Origin of the sequence: Serratia sp. N21D137, from assembly GCF_047530005.1 — a bacterium.
In the GTDB taxonomy this organism is placed as follows: domain Bacteria; phylum Pseudomonadota; class Gammaproteobacteria; order Enterobacterales; family Enterobacteriaceae; genus Chania; species Chania fonticola_B.
On record NZ_JBLJAJ010000002.1, the window covers coordinates 178,208 to 194,653 of the forward strand.

A 16,446-nucleotide genomic window follows, 5' to 3' on the forward strand; every position below is an offset into this window, starting at 1 on the left:
CGCCCCTCAACGTTTCTCAGCTGTATTTTACCGTCAACGTCGCTTTGCCAAGGCTATGGAAGTGGATGTTAAAACCGACCATCGCGCCACTCGCTTCTGCGTCCACTGGAATGCTTTCCACGTCCAACGCATGCACGGTGAACTGATAACGATGGCTTTCACCCTGTGGCGGAGCCGCACCACCGTAACCGGCCTTACCGAAATCGGTACGGGTTTGCACTGCGCCAGCGGGAAGCCCCGGTTTGCCGGAACCCGCACCTGGCGGCAGTTCATGCACGTTTGCCGGGATATTGGCGACCACCCAGTGCCACCAGCCGGAGCCGGTAGGGGCATCGGGATCGTAAACCGTGATGGCAAAGCTCTTGGTGCCCGCCGGTGCATCTTCCCAGGCCAGATGAGGGGAGAGGTTATCCCCATGGTAGCCCATGCCGTTAAATACCTGCCGTTCAGGCATTTTTGCGCCGTCTTGCAGATCGCTGCTGTACAAACGAAAAGCCATAATGACTCCCAGTTGTCTAAAATACCGAACCCCTAAGCTAGATCGGTTTGCCGCCACAATACAACCTTAAAACCGTTACTCCACCGCCACGGCGATTGCTGCCGTCAGCCGGGTGAGCTGCTCTGGCGTAATGATATAAGGCGGCATCAGGTAGATCAGTTTACCGAATGGCCGGATCCACACGCCGCGTTCGACAAAGCCACGTTGTAGCAACGCCACATCCACCGGCTGATGCATTTCCACCACGCCAATCGCCCCAAGCACCCGCACGTCGGCCACTTTGGGTGATGCCACCAGCGGTAAGAGCTGCTGTTTAAGCTGTGTTTCAATGGCGGCGACCTGATGTTGCCAGTGATTTTCCTCGAGCAAGGACAGGTTGGCGCAGGCTACGGCACAGGCTAGCGGGTTGCCCATAAAGGTTGGCCCATGCATAAAGCAGCCTGCGGCTCCGTTACTGATCGTTTCTGCTATGTGGCGCGTGGTCAGGGTGGCGGAAAGGGTCATATAGCCACCGGTCAGCGCTTTGCCCAGGCAAAGAATATCCGGCACTACGCCGGCATGTTCACAGGCAAACAGTTTGCCTGTGCGGCCAAAACCGGTGGCGATCTCGTCGGCAATCAGCAGGATTTGGTGGCGATCGCACAGCTCCCGCACGCGTTGCAGATAGCTTGGATGATAGATGCGCATTCCACCGGCACCTTGCACCACTGGCTCCAGGATCACAGCGGCTATTTCCCCGGCGTGCTGATCCAGTAATTCGGCAAACGGGGCAATGTCCTGTTCGTCCCAAGGCTGGTCAAAACGGCATTGCGGTGCGGTGGCAAACAGGTGGGTGGCCAAATAGCCCTGATACAGACTGTGCATGGAGTTGTCCGGATCGCAGACCGACATCGCGCCAAAGGTATCACCATGATAGCCATGGCGTAAGGTCAGAATGCGCTGCCGCCGTTCACCACGGGCCTGCCAATATTGCAGCGCCATCTTTAGCGCCACTTCGACCGCCACCGATCCGGAATCTGCCAGGAATACGCACTGCAACGCTTCCGGCGTCATCGCTACCAGTTTGCGGCACAGTTCAATAGCGGCAGGATGAGTGATGCCACCGAACATCACATGCGACATTTTTTCCAACTGCTGTACGGCTGCCTGATTCAACTGTGGATGATTGTAACCGTGGATCGCCGCCCACCAGGAAGACATGCCATCTACCAGTAGGCGGCCATCGTCCAGTTGCAGCTCGACGCCGCTGGCGGACACCACCGGATAGCAAGGCAAGGGCTGGGTCATGGAGGTGTAAGGGTGCCAGATGTGGCGTCGATCGAATTCAATATCGCAGGGAGAAGCAGACATTAACCGTAAACCAAATTTTAATAGAATGGTTGACAGTATAATCGCAAACTCTACACTGACGACACTTTTTTCCCTTTTGGAGACGCCGTAAATGGCCGACCGCATTCGCTGGACAGTGGGGCAAGCCCAGGCCCTGTTTGATAAACCCTTACTCGAACTGCTGTTCGAAGCACAGACTATTCACCGCCAACATTTTGATCCGCAACAGGTGCAGGTCAGTACGCTGCTGTCGATCAAAACCGGTGCCTGCCCGGAAGACTGTAAGTACTGCCCGCAAAGTTCGCGTTATAAAACCGGCCTGGAATCCGAGCGGCTGATGCAGGTGGAACAGGTGCTGGAATCGGCGCGCAAGGCCAAAGCGGCCGGTTCGAGTCGTTTCTGTATGGGGGCTGCCTGGAAAAACCCGCATGAGCGCGATATGCCTTATCTGCAACAGATGGTGCAGGGCGTCAAGGCGATGGGGATGGAAACCTGCATGACGCTGGGCACGCTGGATGGCGCGCAGGCCGAACGGCTGGCCGAAGCGGGGCTGGATTACTACAACCATAACCTGGACACCTCGCCGGAATTCTACGGCAACATCATCACCACCCGCAGCTATCAGGAACGTCTGGATACCTTGGATAAGGTGCGCAACGCCGGGATCAAAGTCTGCTCCGGTGGGATTGTCGGGCTGGGCGAAACGGTGCGTGACCGAGCCGGGTTGTTGGTGCAACTGGCCAACCTGCCCAAACCGCCGGAAAGCGTACCGATCAATATGCTGGTGAAGGTGAAAGGTACGCCATTGGCCGATAATGATGATGTCGATCCGTTCGACTTTATCCGCACCATTGCCATTGCCCGCATCATGATGCCGACGTCCTACGTCCGCCTGTCGGCAGGCCGTGAACAGATGAGCGAGCAGACTCAGGCGATGTGCTTTATGGCTGGGGCCAACTCCATCTTCTATGGCTGCAAACTGCTGACCACGCCTAATCCGGAAGAGGACAAGGATCTGCGACTGTTCCGCAAGCTGGGCCTGAATCCGCAGCAAACCGCCACCGAACAGGGCGACAATCAGCAGCAACAAGTGCTGACCGAGCAGTTGCTGCACGCAGATACCGCCGAATTCTACAACGCGGCGCTGTAATGAGCTGGCAGCAACGGATCGAACAGGCGCTTGAGGAGCGGCGAGGAGCCGCTGCTTATCGGCAACGTCAGGTGAATCAAGGCGGTAATGGCCGCTATCTGCAACTCGACGGCCAGCGCTATGTGAATTTTTCTGGCAACGACTATCTGGGCCTGAGCCAACATCCTGAGGTGATTGCCGCCTGGCAGCAGGGGGCGCAGCGTTACGGCGTTGGCAGCGGCGGTTCCGGCCACGTCACCGGTTTTTGCCATGTTCATCATGAGCTGGAGCAGCAACTGGCGGAGTGGCTCGGCTACCCGCGTGCGCTGCTGTTTATTTCCGGCTACGCGGCCAATCAGGCATTGCTGGCTGCCCTGATGCAGGCCGACGATCGCATTTTGGCGGATAAGCTCTGCCACGCCTCTATATTGGAAGCGGCCACTTACTCACCGGCGCAACTGCGGCGTTTTCGGCATAACCAGCCCCAGGCATTGGCCACCTTGCTGCAAAAAACCCGTGCGGGCCAACAGTTGGCGATCACCGAAGGGGTGTTCAGCATGGACGGGGATAGCGCACCGTTGGTCGAACTACATCGGTTGACGCAGCAGGCAGGTGCCTGGCTGATGGTGGATGATGCGCACGGGATTGGCGTACGTGGCGAGCAGGGGCGCGGCAGTTGCTGGCAGCAAGGTGTGCGCCCGGAAGTGCTGGTCGTCACCTTTGGCAAGGCATTTGGCGTCAGCGGAGCGGCGATCCTCTGCGATGAGCCGTTGGCGGAATATCTGCTGCAATTCGCCCGCCATCTGATTTACAGCACCGCGATGCCGCCCGCTCAAGCCTGTGCCTTGCAGGCCGCGTTAAGCTGTATTCAGCAAGGGGATGAACTACGTAGTCGGCTGCAAAAACACATCCAGCATTTTCGTGCCGGAGTGGCAGGTCTGCCGTTAACGCTAACCGCGTCGGATACCGCTATCCAACCGTTGCTGGTGGGGGATAACCAACAGGCGCTGGATCTGGCGCAGCGCCTGCGAGAGCAGGGATTGTGGGTCAGCGCCATCCGTCCACCAACGGTACCACCGGGGGGCGCGCGGTTACGCATTACGCTCACTGCGGCACACCAGCCACAGGATATCGATCGCTTGTTGGAGGTATTGCATGACGTCTGCCATTGATACGGTGAACAAGCAGGCGGTGGCGGCGGCCTTCAGCCGGGCAGCGGCGAGCTACGATACCGCAGCCGTGCTGCAACGGGAGGTTGGTGAACGCTTACTGGGGATGGGGCTGTCTCATCCAGGCCAACAGGTGTTGGATGCCGGTTGCGGCACGGGCTATTTCAGCCGTCGCTGGCGCGAGCTGGGCAAGCAGGTCAGCGCGCTGGATCTGGCTCCGGGCATGCTGGCATTTGCCCGTCAGCAGCAAGCGGCGGATCGCTATTTGCTGGGGGATATCGAACATATCCCTTTGCCGACCGCCTCGGTGGATATCTGTTTTAGCAGCCTGGTGGTGCAGTGGTGCAGCGATTTGCCTCTGGCGCTGGCTGAGTTGTATCGGGTGACGCGGCCCGGTGGACTGATCCTGTTCTCTACTTTGGCACAAGGGGCTTTGCACGAGTTAGGCGACGCCTGGCAGCAAGTCGATGGCGAGCGTCATGTTAATGACTTCCTGCCGCCAACTCAGATCGCCGCCGCCTGTCATCCCTACCGGCACCAGCTTACGGCAAATTGGCAAACGCTCAGTTATCCCGACGTGATGACGTTGATGCGATCGCTAAAGGGCATCGGTGCGACTCACCTGCATCAAGGACGCGAGGCAGGCCTGCTTTCCCGCCAGCGGCTTGCCGCATTGCAGGCTGCCTATCCTTGCCGGGACGGGCAGTTTCCTCTCAGTTATCATTTGGTTTATGGAGTGATTTATCGTGATTAAGCGCTGGTTCGTTACCGGAACCGACACCGAAGTGGGAAAAACCGTGGCCAGCAGCGCCTTGCTACAGGCCGCCAGCGCGGCGGGATGGCGCTGTGCTGGCTATAAACCGGTGGCGTCAGGCAGTGAGATGACCGATGAAGGGTTACGCAACGGCGATGCGCTGTCGCTGCAGAGAAACAGCAGCGTAGCGCTGGATTACGCCGTAGTGAACCCTTACACCTTTGCCGAACCGACTTCGCCGCATATTGTCAGCCAGGCCGAAGGGCGGCCTATCTCGCTGGCACGGCTTTCCGCCGGTTTACGTCATCTTGAACAACGTGCGGACTGGCTGTTGGTAGAGGGTGCCGGCGGTTGGTTCACTCCACTTTCTGAGCATGAAACCTTTGCCGACTGGGCACAGCAGGAGCAGCTGCCGGTGATCCTGGTGGTGGGCATCAAGCTTGGCTGCATCAATCATGCTTTGTTGACTGCGTTGGCGATCCAACAGTCAGGTCTGACCCTGGCAGGCTGGATCGCCAATGACGTTACCCCGCCAGGAAAACGCCATCAAGAGTACCTTGCCACTCTTTGCCGCCTATTGCCCGCCCCCCTGTTGGGCGAGATCCCACATTTACCGCAGGTAGAACAGCAGGCATTGGGACAGTATCTCGATTTAACCAGGTTGAACCCCTAACCTGATGGCCCACGGAGGGGCCAAATCACTCCGTCAGATAGGCATCAATCAGCCCCTCATCCAACTGCCCCAGCGTGCCATTGGCCACGTTACGGCCTTTATCCATCAAGCAGAAGCGGTCGGCCAGATGGCGGGCAAAGGGGAGTTGGTGCTCAACCAGCAAAATGGTCATGCCCAGTTCCTGATTCAGCTTACGGAGTACCTGGCCGATCTCCGTCGCCAGGGAAGGTGACATACCGGCGGTGGGTTCATCCAGGATCAGCAGTTCCGGCTCCAGCATCAGAGCGCGGCCTAATGCCAACTGCTGTTGCTCGCTTTGGCACAGGTCGCCCGCACGGCGCATACGCATCGCCTGCAGCCGGGGGAACAGATTGTAAATGATGGGTGGCATACGGCGGACCTTGTCACGCCCGGCCAGCAAGGCCACCTGCAGGTTCTCTTCAACGCTCAGTTGGGAAAAGATTTGCCGCCCTTGTGGCACGTAACCAATGCCCAGTAACGCCCGGTTTTCTACCGGCTGTGGCAACAGGTTTTGCGGTGGCTCATCCGCCAACTGCCAGGTCATGCTGCCGCTGACGATCGGCAGGTGTCCCATGATGCAATTGATCAGCGTGGTTTTGCCCACTCCATTGCGGCCAAGCAACAGGGTGCATTGCCCACGAGGTAACTCAAGGCTGACATCCCACAGCGTATGCTGTTGCCCATAATATTGGTTTACCGCCCTTAAGCTTAACATTTGGCATCTCCTCCAAGACCGATATTCACGTATGGATAACGTTGACCGCAGCAAGCGGTGTCTCTCCCGGGTGTGGCAAATGCTGTGCTGATTACCCTAATCGCGGCTCAGGCTAAAAATTGGAAAATGGCCGCTACCGGTCGTTTGGCGGCTCTAGGGGGGGGTTTTGGTATGCAATGAACTTTTTCGCCGAAGATAACCGAGCTGGCTGCGGCCGATTTTCGCCAGAGTTTGCCGGTTCTTCTGCAAGGTAACGCCCCTGAACCAGGATATGCAATTCCTAGGCCATCAGGTGTTGCGCAACAAAAAAGGTGGTTTGTTAGTGTTTTGTTAACTGATTTAAGCCCGGTATGCAGGGGGCTGTCAGCGCAATAAAGTTAACTTGGGCGTTTTTTGCACCGTTACCGTGCGGCACGGCGAGCTGTTGGTGCAAGCCCTAAAGGTTGTTGCCGCAACTTGCAACCCCTGAAAAGCAAAATAGCGAAAAGAGCGTTTTCGTTATCACGGCTTTTAGCATTAATCGGCATAACCAAAGCAGAATTATTGTAAAAAAATAACTAAAAAACCGACTCAGTTGACGTTTCATTGGGAAAAGCGTTCTTTCCGCAACTCCCGCCCCCCATGGGGTAGTGAGAGTTATCCACTATTCCTGTGGATAACCTTGTGCATTATACTTAGAAAAGCGGTGTGAACAGAGAGCGGGCGCGGGTTGTGCGCAGGTTGTCCGCATTCTCGTCTTTTTATTAAAGTAATTTAATATCAACAGGTTAATTAAAATCAAGCCAACGTATATCGTTAATGTGTCGATGGGCAGTTTTTCAGCGCAATCCGGGCCAAAAGTTAATTTGTATCGCATTCTGGGGATAACAGGGTGATTGACAATAAAAATGTCATGGTATTGTCACCTTGCCGGTGCGTTCGCGCCCCGTTAACGGCCGTAATAGCGTAAATCCGCTTGAAGCTGGTTTTATATCCAGTATCATGGGCACTGGCGGAAATCTTCCGGTCTTTCCATAATTAGGCCGCTACCGTCTGGCCGCAAACCTGAAAGATGATGGGGATATGAGCAAACATTTCAAACTGCATTCCGAATTCAAACCGGCCGGCGATCAGCCGCAAGCCATCCAAAAGTTGGAAGAGGGGCTGGAAGACGGCCTGGCGCACCAAACGCTGCTGGGGGTTACCGGCTCGGGTAAAACCTTTACCATCGCCAATGTGATCGCCGATCTCAACCGGCCCACCATGGTGCTGGCGCCCAACAAGACCCTGGCGGCCCAGCTGTATGGCGAGATGAAAGAGTTCTTTCCCGAGAATGCGGTGGAATATTTTGTCTCCTACTACGATTACTATCAGCCAGAAGCCTATGTACCTAGCTCCGATACCTTTATCGAGAAAGACGCCTCGGTCAACGAACATATCGAGCAGATGCGCCTGTCGGCCACCAAAGCGCTGCTAGAACGGCGTGACGTGGTAGTGGTGGCTTCGGTTTCCGCGATCTACGGCCTGGGCGATCCGGATCTGTACCTGAAAATGATGTTGCACCTGACCAAGGGCATGATCATCGATCAGCGTTCGATCCTGCGCCGTCTGGCCGAGCTGCAATATACCCGCAACGATCAGGCCTTCCAGCGCGCCACCTTCCGCGTGCGTGGCGAAGTGATCGACATTTTCCCGGCGGAATCGGATGAGCTGGCGCTGCGCGTTGAACTGTTCGACGAAGAGGTCGAACGCCTGTCGCTGTTCGATCCGCTAACCGGCCAGATTGAGCAGGTGGTGCCACGCTTTACCATTTATCCCAAATCTCACTACGTCACCCCGCGTGAACGTATCGTGCAGGCGATGGAAGAGATCAAGGTGGAGTTGGCTCAGCGGCGCAAAGTGCTGCTGGAAAACAACAAGCTGTTGGAAGAACAGCGCTTGACGCAGCGTACCCAGTTCGATCTGGAAATGATGAACGAGCTGGGTTACTGCTCCGGTATCGAAAACTACTCGCGCTATCTTTCAGGGCGCGGTGAGGGCGAGCCACCGCCAACCTTGTTCGACTATCTGCCGGCTGACGGGTTGCTGGTGGTAGATGAATCCCACGTCACCATCCCGCAGATCGGAGGCATGTTCAAAGGCGACCGCTCGCGTAAAGAGACGCTGGTGGAATACGGCTTCCGCTTGCCTTCGGCGCTGGATAACCGGCCAATGCGTTTTGAAGAGTTTGCCGCTGCGGCACCGCAGACCATCTACGTGTCCGCCACGCCGGGCAAATATGAGCTGGAGAAATCCGGCGGCGATATTATCGATCAGGTGGTGCGCCCAACCGGCCTGCTGGATCCGATCGTGGAAGTGCGCCCGGTGACCACTCAGGTGGACGATCTGCTTTCCGAGATCCGCAAGCGCGTGGCTATCAACGAGCGCGTACTGGTCACCACGTTGACCAAACGCATGGCAGAAGACCTGACAGAATACCTGGAAGAGCACGGGGAGCGGGTGCGTTATCTGCATTCGGATATCGATACGGTAGAACGTGTCGAAATCATCCGTGATTTGCGTCTGGGCGAGTTTGACGTGCTGGTGGGCATCAACCTGTTAAGGGAAGGCCTGGACATGCCAGAGGTGTCGCTGGTAGCGATCCTGGACGCAGATAAGGAAGGGTTCCTGCGTTCTGAGCGCTCACTGATCCAGACCATTGGCCGAGCGGCGCGTAACCTCAACGGTAAAGCGATCCTGTATGGCGACAGGATCACCGATTCCATGGCCAAGGCGATCGGTGAAACGGAACGCCGCCGCGCCAAGCAGCAGGCGCATAACGAAGCCAACGGTATCGTACCTCAGGGCCTGAACAAGAAGGTTTCGGATATTCTGCAGCTTGGGCAACCAAGCAGCCGTGGCAAGCACAAAGGGAAGGGCAAAGCGGCAGAGAGCGCGGCGCAATACCAACTGCTCACCCCCAAAGCGCTGGAGCAAAAAATCCAGGAGCTGGAGGCACAGATGTATTCTCATGCGCAGAATCTGGAGTTCGAACAGGCTGCTGCGGTGCGTGATGAAATTCACCAGCTGCGCGAGCAATTTATCGCGCTATCATAGTGAACTTAAGGGGCGTGGTATGCACGCCCCGGTAAATTTTCTTGCCGTACGCCCGTTTGCTGATTAAGGTGTGCGCCCCAAGTATTGAGACGAGTAGCCGCCATGACCGCAACCCCATCCAAAGACCCGTTACACGGCATTACGCTGGAGCAACTGCTGAACAAGCTGGTAGCCCAATATGGCTGGAACGGGCTGGCAGAGCGTATTCGCATCAACTGCTTCAGCAGCGATCCGAGCATCAAATCCAGCCTCAAGTTCTTGCGCCGCACCCCGTGGGCACGCAAGCAGGTGGAAGATCTCTACATCGACAGCGTTAGCGATAATCCTTGGCTCCGGGGTCAAGATTAACCGCGGCTAGCTAGCTGCACCAACGCGGTATCCAGCGCCTGGCGTAATAGTTGGCGATCGTGGCGATAAGGGATATCGCTGGCTTCCAGCGGTTGTTGCACCACAATGCGATCCTGCATGGCGCTGGTATCCACCGCCGGGCCAACGATCACCGCGTCAATCATTTTACGGCCGATCTTCTCTTCCATCAGCGCAAGTTTGTCTTGCAGCGTCAGTGCGGCTGCGGCGACGCTCAGCTCGCGGCCCAGGTTACCGATATACACCATATTGGCGCTGCTGCGGCGCAGGGCCTGAGTCAGATCCTCAAGCAGCAACAGTGGCATCAGGCTGGTAAGAAAACTGCCTGGCCCGATCAGGATCAGATCGGCCTGCGCGATTGCCTCAACCGCTTCACGGGTGGCGTGTACCGGCGGGGAGAGCATCAGCTCTTGCGGCATGATCCTCAGTTGATCGATATTGACTTCACCGTAGACCTGGTGCCCCTCATGATCGTGGGCCATCAGATCGACCGGTTGCTCCGACATCGGGATCAGCGCCGCGTCGATCTTTAGCAGACTACGAACCAGATTGATCGCCTCCAGTGGGCGCACGCTCAGGTGATCCAAGGCTTTCAGCATCAGATTCCCCAGGTTATGCCCCGCCAACTCGCCGTTGCCGCTAAAACGGTATTCAAACATCGCCGAGGCGACGCTAGGCTCGGTAATCAGCTGATTGAGGCAATTACGGGTGTCACCCCAGGCAATGCCGCCTTCAGAACGGCGGATGCGGCCGGTAGAACCGCCGTTATCGGTCGTGGTGACAATGCCGGTCAGGCGAGAGCCCAACGACGACAGCGAAGACATCACACGGCCAAGACCGTGACCACCACCTAATGCCACGACGCGATCAAGATCGGCCAGGGTACGGTTGCGCATAAAATTCCTTAACTCAGGGTAGGTAGACTGCCTGCATAAAGTAGCGGATTTGACACAAAAACGCGATAAAGAGTGCGATTTGCGTGATTCTGGTCAATTCGCTGGCGTAACGGTTGTTTATTATGGTTATCCAGACTTGAGAGGGTGAAAATTCGCTGTATACACAAGTATATAGCGTTAATCCACATTGGCTATCGCGGCTGTTTAGCGCTAGAATTCTCTGGAAAACCACGGTTTCGTTCCGGCTACTTGAGGTAGCGGGGATGGGATCAAAACTCCTAGCCTTGGTACCTACGTTGTTCTTTGGAGCGATAGGGTATCTTGGCCGTGGCGAAGTCAGCCACCAGGGTGCAGAGTGGAAACGCTCGCATCTCCCGTATTTGGAAGGTGTTACAGGTGCCGCAACTTATTGATGCTTTTGAGCGCAAATTCTACTATTTGCGCCTGTCGATCACCGACGTGTGTAACTTTCGTTGCACCTACTGTCTGCCGGATGGCTATAAACCGAGCGGCAGCCCCAAGACCTTCCTCTCTCTGGATGAAATTCGGCGCGTCAGCCGTGCCTTTGCCGAACTGGGTACCGAAAAGGTACGCCTGACCGGCGGTGAGCCTTCTTTACGCCGCGATTTTACCGACATTATTGCCGCCGTGCGCGAAAACCCGGCCATCCGAACCTTGGCTGTAACCACCAACGGCTATCGCCTGGCACGTGATGTGGCCAGTTGGCGTGATGCGGGCCTCACGGCGATTAACGTTAGCGTAGACAGCCTTGATGCACGCCAGTTTCATGCCATCACCGGCCAGGACAAGTTCCGCCAGGTGATGGAGGGCATCGATGCCGCCTTTACCGCCGGTTACAGCAAGGTGAAGGTGAATGCGGTGCTGATGCGTGATGTCAATCACCAGCAACTGGGCAGCTTCCTTAACTGGATCAAGGATCGGCCAATCCAACTGCGGTTTATCGAACTGATGGAAACCGGCGATGGCAGCGATCTGTTCCGCAAGCACCATGTGTCTGGCGAAGTGATCCGCCTGCAGTTGGAGCAGCAGGGCTGGCAGCGCCAAGTCCGTGGCCGCAGTGATGGCCCGGCGCAGGTATTCAGCCACCCGGATTATCAGGGCGAGATTGGGCTGATCATGCCGTACGAAAAAGATTTCTGTGCCAGTTGCAACCGCCTTCGGGTTTCCGCCATTGGCAATCTGCATCTGTGCCTGTTTGGTGAGCAAGGGATTACCCTACGCGATCTGCTGGCGGATGACGGCCAGTTGGAACAGCTGAAAATGCGCATTCAAAGCGGGCTGCAAACCAAAAAGCAGACCCACTTCCTGCATCAGGGCAATAGCGGTCTCACGCAGAACTTATCGTTTATCGGCGGTTAACACGTCCCCTATAGCCTCGGGGAACGCCAGATGATTAATATGAGCTCGATCGGTCCCCTCTCCCTGTGGGAGAGGGTTAGGGTGAGGGGGCAACGCCAAGTCTAACCGAGCATCCAATGAGCAGGAGCACAACACACAATGAGCCAAATCAGCAGTGAATTTATTGCGGCAAAGATTGCCATTCTGACCGTTTCGGATCGCCGCACTGAAGTGGACGACACCTCCGGGCAATATCTACAGGAAGCCGCGCAGGAAACCGGCCATCAGGTAGTGGCACGTGCCTTGGTCAAAGACAATATTTATCAGATCCGTGCGCAGGTTTCCGCATGGATTGCCAGCGATGACGTGCAGGCCGTGTTGATTAACGGTGGCACCGGCTTTACCTCCGGGGACAATACGCCAGAAGCGCTATTGCCGCTGTTTGACCGTGAAGTGGAAGGGTTCGGCGAACTGTTCCGCATGGTGTCATACGAAGAGATCGGCACCGCGACCCTCCAGTCCCGCGCGGTGGCCGGTATTGCCAACCAGACGGTGATCTTCGCCATGCCGGGTTCCACCCGCGCCTGTCGTACCGCCTGGGAACGTATTATTGAAGAACAGTTGGACGCGCGCCATCGCCCGTGCAACTTCTTACCCCATTTGAAGAAATAATCCATGACGCAGCTAACCCACATTAACGCCGCTGGCGAGGCCCATATGGTCGATGTCTCTGCCAAAGCGGAGACGGTACGTGAAGCCCGTGCCGAGGCTTTTGTTGAAATGCAGGCGGCAACGCTGGCGATGATTATCGACGGCAGCCACCATAAAGGCGACGTATTCGCCACGGCGCGTATTGCCGGTATTCAGGCCGCGAAGCGTACCTGGGAACTGATCCCCCTTTGCCATCCGTTGATGCTGAGCAAGGTGGAAGTACAGCTCGAAGCGCAGCCGGAATTTAACCGCGTGCGTATCGAAACCTGCTGCCGTTTGACCGGTAAAACCGGGGTTGAAATGGAGGCGTTGACTGCCGCTTCGGTGGCCGCGCTCACCATCTACGACATGTGCAAAGCGGTACAGAAAGATATGGTCATTGGCCCGGTGCGGCTGCTGGCAAAAAGCGGCGGCAAGTCCGGTGATTTTAAGGTGGAATTATGATCACTATTCTGTTTTTCGCCCAGGTGCGTGAACTGGTCGGCACCAGCACGCTGAACCTGCCAGCGCAGTATCTTACGGTTGAAGAGCTGCGTAAATCGCTGTGCGAGCGTGGCGATCGTTGGGCGCTGGCGCTGGAGCCCGGTAAATTGCTGACGGCGGTCAACCAATCGCTGGTGGCCGCAGAGCATCCGCTGCAAGCCGGTGATGAAGTGGCTTTCTTTCCACCGGTAACCGGAGGTTAACAGTGGAAAATACTCGTATCCGCGTTGGCCAGGCAACTTTTAGCGTAGGTGAAGAATACCAGTGGCTGGCACAGTGTGATGATGACGGCGCGGTGGTGACCTTTACCGGCAAGGTACGCAATCACAATCTGGGGGATGACGTCAGCGCGCTGTCGTTGGAGCATTACCCTGGCATGACTGAAAAAGCCCTTGAAGAGATCGTTGCAGAGGCAAGAACCCGTTGGCCATTGCAACGGGTAACGGTGATCCACCGTATCGGTGATCTCTTTCCTGGTGATGAAATTGTGTTTGTCGGCGTGACCAGCGCCCACCGCAGTATGGCCTTTGAGGCGGCACAATTTATTATGGATTACCTGAAAACCCGAGCTCCCTTCTGGAAACGTGAGGCGACCGGGCAGGGAGACCGCTGGGTAGAGGCTCGCGATACGGATAAACAAGCCGCCAAGCGTTGGTAAATCGCGCCTCAACAGCGGAAATAAATCAATACCTTTGCCCGTTTCGCGTAGCGTTTTCTGTGATACGCTTACTATTGGCAGGGGAAGTTCCCCGAAACTTGGCTCACATGTAAAAGGTAACCGTCATGGACCGATATCCACGTAATGGTTCGATCGTTGAACGTGCCAACAGCGGCATTCAGGCTTATATGGCGCAGGTGTATGGCTGGATGACCTGTGGCTTGCTGTTGACCGCATTTGTTTCCTGGTATGCAGCGCATACGCCTGCGATCATCAACTTTATTTTCTCTAGCCAGATCACCTTCTTTGGGCTGATTATCCTGCAGTTGGGCCTGGTGTTTGTGATTTCCGGCATGGTTAACCGCCTGAGCGGCACCATGGCCACTGGGCTATTTATGCTTTACTCGGCGCTGACCGGGTTAACGCTATCGAGCATCTTCATTGCCTACACCTATAGCTCGATCGCCAGCACCTTCGTGGTCACTGCGGGTATGTTCGGCGCGATGAGCCTGTACGGCTACACGACCAAACGCGATTTGAGCGGTTTCGGTAGTATGCTGTTTATGGGGCTGATTGGTATTGTGCTGGCTTCACTGGTGAACATCTGGCTGAAAAGCCCGGCGCTGATGTGGGCAATCACCTATATCGGCGTGCTGGTATTTGTGGGCCTGACGGCGTATGACACCCAGAAACTGAAAGCGATGGGTGAACAGCTGAATGCCGATGATAAAGACAGCTTCCGCAAATACGCTATCGTTGGCGCATTGACGCTGTATCTCGACTTTATCAACCTGTTCCTGATGCTCCTGCGTATCTTCGGCAACCGCCGCTAAAAGCGGAAAGTTGGCGCCCTCACTCAATCCCTCTCCCCCAGGAGAGGGAACCGAAGGTGCCTCAGTTTTACTCCTGTAGTTAACTCTAGCGCTGTACAAGCTCCCTCGCCCTTTGGGATAGGGGGGGGACGGGCTGGGTCACCAATAAAACGCGATCCCCTAGACGCAAATATTAAAAGCCGGAGAGTGGTTAACTCCCCGGCCTTAGCTACGTTTCCACCATCATCAATCGATGAACCGGCGGATCAGTTCCAGCAGCGCAACCAGCGCTTTCAGAACGATGAGAACTTTATCGATTAAAGCTTTCACCCATTTTCTCCATAAATGGAGTGAAAGCCCCCTACTTGCCCTTACACTGCCTGTTATAGGGGTTGCCCTTCATTGTTAGATGTGGACTGCTTCACTCTGGCTAGAGCACCAGAACCGGCACCACCCGTCACTCCAGCCAGGACTTGAATACTTTCCCTCGCAGACCAGAGTTCCGCAGCAAACAGCGCTAACCTGCTGATTATATCGTCTATGCGGTAGTTTGAAAATCAATCAAATCCTGCGTATACTGATTACGTTAGATGTGGACTGCCTCACTCCGGCTAGAGCCACCAACTCAGTGCCGGAAAGTAAAAAAACCGACCTCACCCGTCGGTTTTTTTACGCCCGAAATTCAGGCAATCTTGCGCCGGAACATGGCATAGGCCGCGCTGCCGGTGGTGGCGGTGATCACCAGTAATGGCCACAGGCTGTGCCAGATGATAGTGAGCCCGGCATCCTTGAGGTAGATCTGCTTGGTGATATCGGTGAAGTGGCGGATAGGGTTGGCCCAGGTAAGATGCTGTAGCCAAACCGGCATATTCTCCACTGGCGAGACATAGCCGGAAAGCAGTATCGCCGGCATCATAAACACAAACACCCCGATAAATGCCTGCTGCTGCGTCGCGCACAGCGAAGAAATCAGCAGCCCGAAGCCCACCAAAGACAGCCCGTAAACCAGCATGGTGCCATAGAACAGCAGCAGCGAACCGGCAAACGGGATCTGATAGGCAAAGATACCGATAAACAACACGATCGAAGCCTGGAAGGTGGCAATGATCAGGGCCGGTACCGCCTTGCCGATAAAGATCTGCCAGGTGGTTAAAGGCGAAACCAATAACTGCTCTAACGTGCCTTGCTCACGTTCACGCGCGACGGAAAGTGAGGTAACGATCAGTACGCCGATGGTGGTGATCATCGCGATCAGCGAAGGCACCACGAACCATTTGTAATCCAGATTCGGGTTATACCAGTTACGCACCACCAGTTCGCTGTTGTTGGGCTTGGTACGCTGCCCAATCAGCTCATTCTGGTAGTCTTGCACGATCTGCTGCACATAGTTGGCGGCGATCTGCGCGCTGTTGGAGTTACGACCATCGAGGATCAACTGCAACGGCGCGGTATTACCGCTGGCGATATCCCGTGAGAAGTTGGCCGGGAAGCGGACCAGCAGCAGCGCCTTCTGATTATCAATGGTGGTTCTAATCTCCTGCGGGCTGCGTAACAACAGCACGTGAGAAAAGGCTTTGGCTTTGGCGAGGCGCTGAGTCAGCTCAATGGAGTGCTGGCCGCTGTCCTCACTGTACACCGCGATGGTGGCGTTGGTGACTTCCAGCGTGGCGGCGAACGGGAACAACACCACCTGCAACAACACCGGCATAATCAGGATCGCGCGGGTCTGCGGATCGCGCAGCAACGACTGCATTTCTTTAACGATCAACGTCCAGAGACGGTGAAACATGGCTTCCC

At 56.0% G+C, this 16,446-nt stretch carries 18 protein-coding genes and 1 riboswitch; of the genes, 12 read left to right on the forward strand and 6 right to left on the reverse strand.

Annotation, left to right across the window (positions count from 1 at the left end; genetic code table 11):
- Positions 1-16: 16 nt before the first annotated feature.
- Entirely contained in the window at positions 17-499 is a 483-nt protein-coding gene (locus ACMV5H_RS02685; RefSeq protein WP_021805239.1) for a kinase inhibitor, read from the reverse strand.
- 75 nt (positions 500-574) lie between these two features.
- Positions 575-1,849 carry an adenosylmethionine--8-amino-7-oxononanoate transaminase gene (bioA, locus tag ACMV5H_RS02690; protein ID WP_414821412.1) on the reverse strand — a complete coding sequence of 425 codons (1,275 nt, stop codon included), beginning with the start codon at positions 1,847-1,849 and terminating at the stop codon, positions 575-577.
- Positions 1,850-1,940: 91 nt separating this feature from the next.
- Here bioA and bioB point away from each other — a divergent pair, with 91 nt between their 5' ends.
- Genes bioB through bioD form a run of 4 tightly spaced genes read left to right on the forward strand, consistent with a single transcriptional unit; the run spans position 1,941 to position 5,553 of the window.
- Positions 1,941-2,978: a biotin synthase BioB gene (gene bioB / locus ACMV5H_RS02695; RefSeq protein WP_414821413.1), complete on the forward strand. Its 1,038-nt coding sequence runs from the start codon at positions 1,941-1,943 to the stop codon at positions 2,976-2,978.
- A complete protein-coding gene (gene bioF / locus ACMV5H_RS02700) occupies positions 2,978-4,129 on the forward strand; it encodes an 8-amino-7-oxononanoate synthase (RefSeq protein ID WP_414821414.1) in 1,152 nt (383 codons plus the stop codon). The genes bioB and bioF overlap by 1 nt, the downstream gene beginning before the upstream one ends.
- Positions 4,113-4,880, forward strand: a complete 768-nt coding sequence (gene bioC / locus ACMV5H_RS02705; protein ID WP_179246205.1) for a malonyl-ACP O-methyltransferase BioC — start codon at positions 4,113-4,115, stop codon at positions 4,878-4,880. Before bioF ends, bioC begins: the two co-directional genes overlap by 17 nt.
- Entirely contained in the window at positions 4,873-5,553 is a 681-nt protein-coding gene (bioD, locus tag ACMV5H_RS02710; protein ID WP_059200186.1) for a dethiobiotin synthase, read from the forward strand. Before bioC ends, bioD begins: the two co-directional genes overlap by 8 nt.
- A 25-nt stretch (positions 5,554-5,578) precedes the next feature.
- Here bioD and ACMV5H_RS02715 read toward each other — a convergent pair whose 3' ends face one another.
- Positions 5,579-6,289, reverse strand: a complete 711-nt coding sequence (locus tag ACMV5H_RS02715) for an ABC transporter ATP-binding protein (protein WP_021805233.1) — start codon at positions 6,287-6,289, stop codon at positions 5,579-5,581.
- 1,062 nt (positions 6,290-7,351) lie between these two features.
- Here ACMV5H_RS02715 and uvrB point away from each other — a divergent pair.
- Complete coding sequence (gene uvrB, locus ACMV5H_RS02720; RefSeq protein WP_179246202.1) at positions 7,352-9,364, forward strand: excinuclease ABC subunit UvrB; 2,013 nt, start codon at positions 7,352-7,354, stop codon at positions 9,362-9,364.
- A gap of 102 nt (positions 9,365-9,466) precedes the next feature.
- Positions 9,467-9,712 (forward strand): VF530 family DNA-binding protein, encoded by a 246-nt coding sequence (locus ACMV5H_RS02725; RefSeq protein WP_021180393.1) that lies wholly within the window; start codon positions 9,467-9,469, stop codon positions 9,710-9,712.
- On the opposite strand, the gene ACMV5H_RS02730 is transcribed toward ACMV5H_RS02725, so the two are convergent.
- Entirely contained in the window at positions 9,709-10,626 is a 918-nt protein-coding gene (locus ACMV5H_RS02730) for a gluconeogenesis factor YvcK family protein (RefSeq protein ID WP_024483111.1), read from the reverse strand. The genes ACMV5H_RS02725 and ACMV5H_RS02730 overlap by 4 nt on opposite strands.
- 263 nt (positions 10,627-10,889) lie before the next feature.
- Positions 10,890-11,032, forward strand: a riboswitch (molybdenum cofactor riboswitch).
- Here ACMV5H_RS02730 and moaA point away from each other — a divergent pair.
- The 6 genes from moaA to ACMV5H_RS02760 all read left to right on the forward strand — a co-directional run bounded on the left by moaA (position 11,023) and on the right by ACMV5H_RS02760 (position 14,670).
- On the forward strand, positions 11,023-12,006 hold the full coding sequence (gene moaA / locus ACMV5H_RS02735) for a GTP 3',8-cyclase MoaA (protein ID WP_021180395.1): 984 nt from the start codon (positions 11,023-11,025) through the stop codon (positions 12,004-12,006). It overlaps the preceding riboswitch by 10 nt.
- A gap of 138 nt (positions 12,007-12,144) precedes the next feature.
- Positions 12,145-12,657: a molybdenum cofactor biosynthesis protein B gene (gene moaB / locus ACMV5H_RS02740; RefSeq protein WP_021805228.1), complete on the forward strand. Its 513-nt coding sequence runs from the start codon at positions 12,145-12,147 to the stop codon at positions 12,655-12,657.
- Positions 12,658-12,660: 3 nt separating this feature from the next.
- A complete protein-coding gene (moaC, locus tag ACMV5H_RS02745) occupies positions 12,661-13,140 on the forward strand; it encodes a cyclic pyranopterin monophosphate synthase MoaC (RefSeq protein ID WP_021180397.1) in 480 nt (159 codons plus the stop codon).
- Positions 13,137-13,382, forward strand: coding sequence for a molybdopterin synthase sulfur carrier subunit (moaD, locus tag ACMV5H_RS02750; protein WP_021805226.1), 246 nt, complete (start codon positions 13,137-13,139; stop codon positions 13,380-13,382). Before moaC ends, moaD begins: the two co-directional genes overlap by 4 nt.
- 2 nt (positions 13,383-13,384) lie before the next feature.
- A complete protein-coding gene (gene moaE, locus ACMV5H_RS02755) occupies positions 13,385-13,837 on the forward strand; it encodes a molybdopterin synthase catalytic subunit MoaE (protein ID WP_021805225.1) in 453 nt (150 codons plus the stop codon).
- A gap of 125 nt (positions 13,838-13,962) precedes the next feature.
- Positions 13,963-14,670 carry a Bax inhibitor-1 family protein gene (locus ACMV5H_RS02760; protein WP_021180400.1) on the forward strand — a complete coding sequence of 236 codons (708 nt, stop codon included), beginning with the start codon at positions 13,963-13,965 and terminating at the stop codon, positions 14,668-14,670.
- 225 nt (positions 14,671-14,895) lie between these two features.
- Here ACMV5H_RS02760 and dinQ read toward each other — a convergent pair whose 3' ends face one another.
- Both dinQ and ACMV5H_RS02770 read right to left on the reverse strand, forming a co-directional pair.
- Positions 14,896-14,979 (reverse strand): damage-inducible type I toxin DinQ, encoded by an 84-nt coding sequence (dinQ, locus tag ACMV5H_RS02765; protein ID WP_363136641.1) that lies wholly within the window; start codon positions 14,977-14,979, stop codon positions 14,896-14,898.
- A 352-nt stretch (positions 14,980-15,331) separates the two neighbouring features.
- On the reverse strand, positions 15,332-16,438 hold the full coding sequence (locus tag ACMV5H_RS02770) for an ABC transporter permease (protein ID WP_094982709.1): 1,107 nt from the start codon (positions 16,436-16,438) through the stop codon (positions 15,332-15,334).
- Positions 16,439-16,446 lie beyond the last annotated feature (8 nt).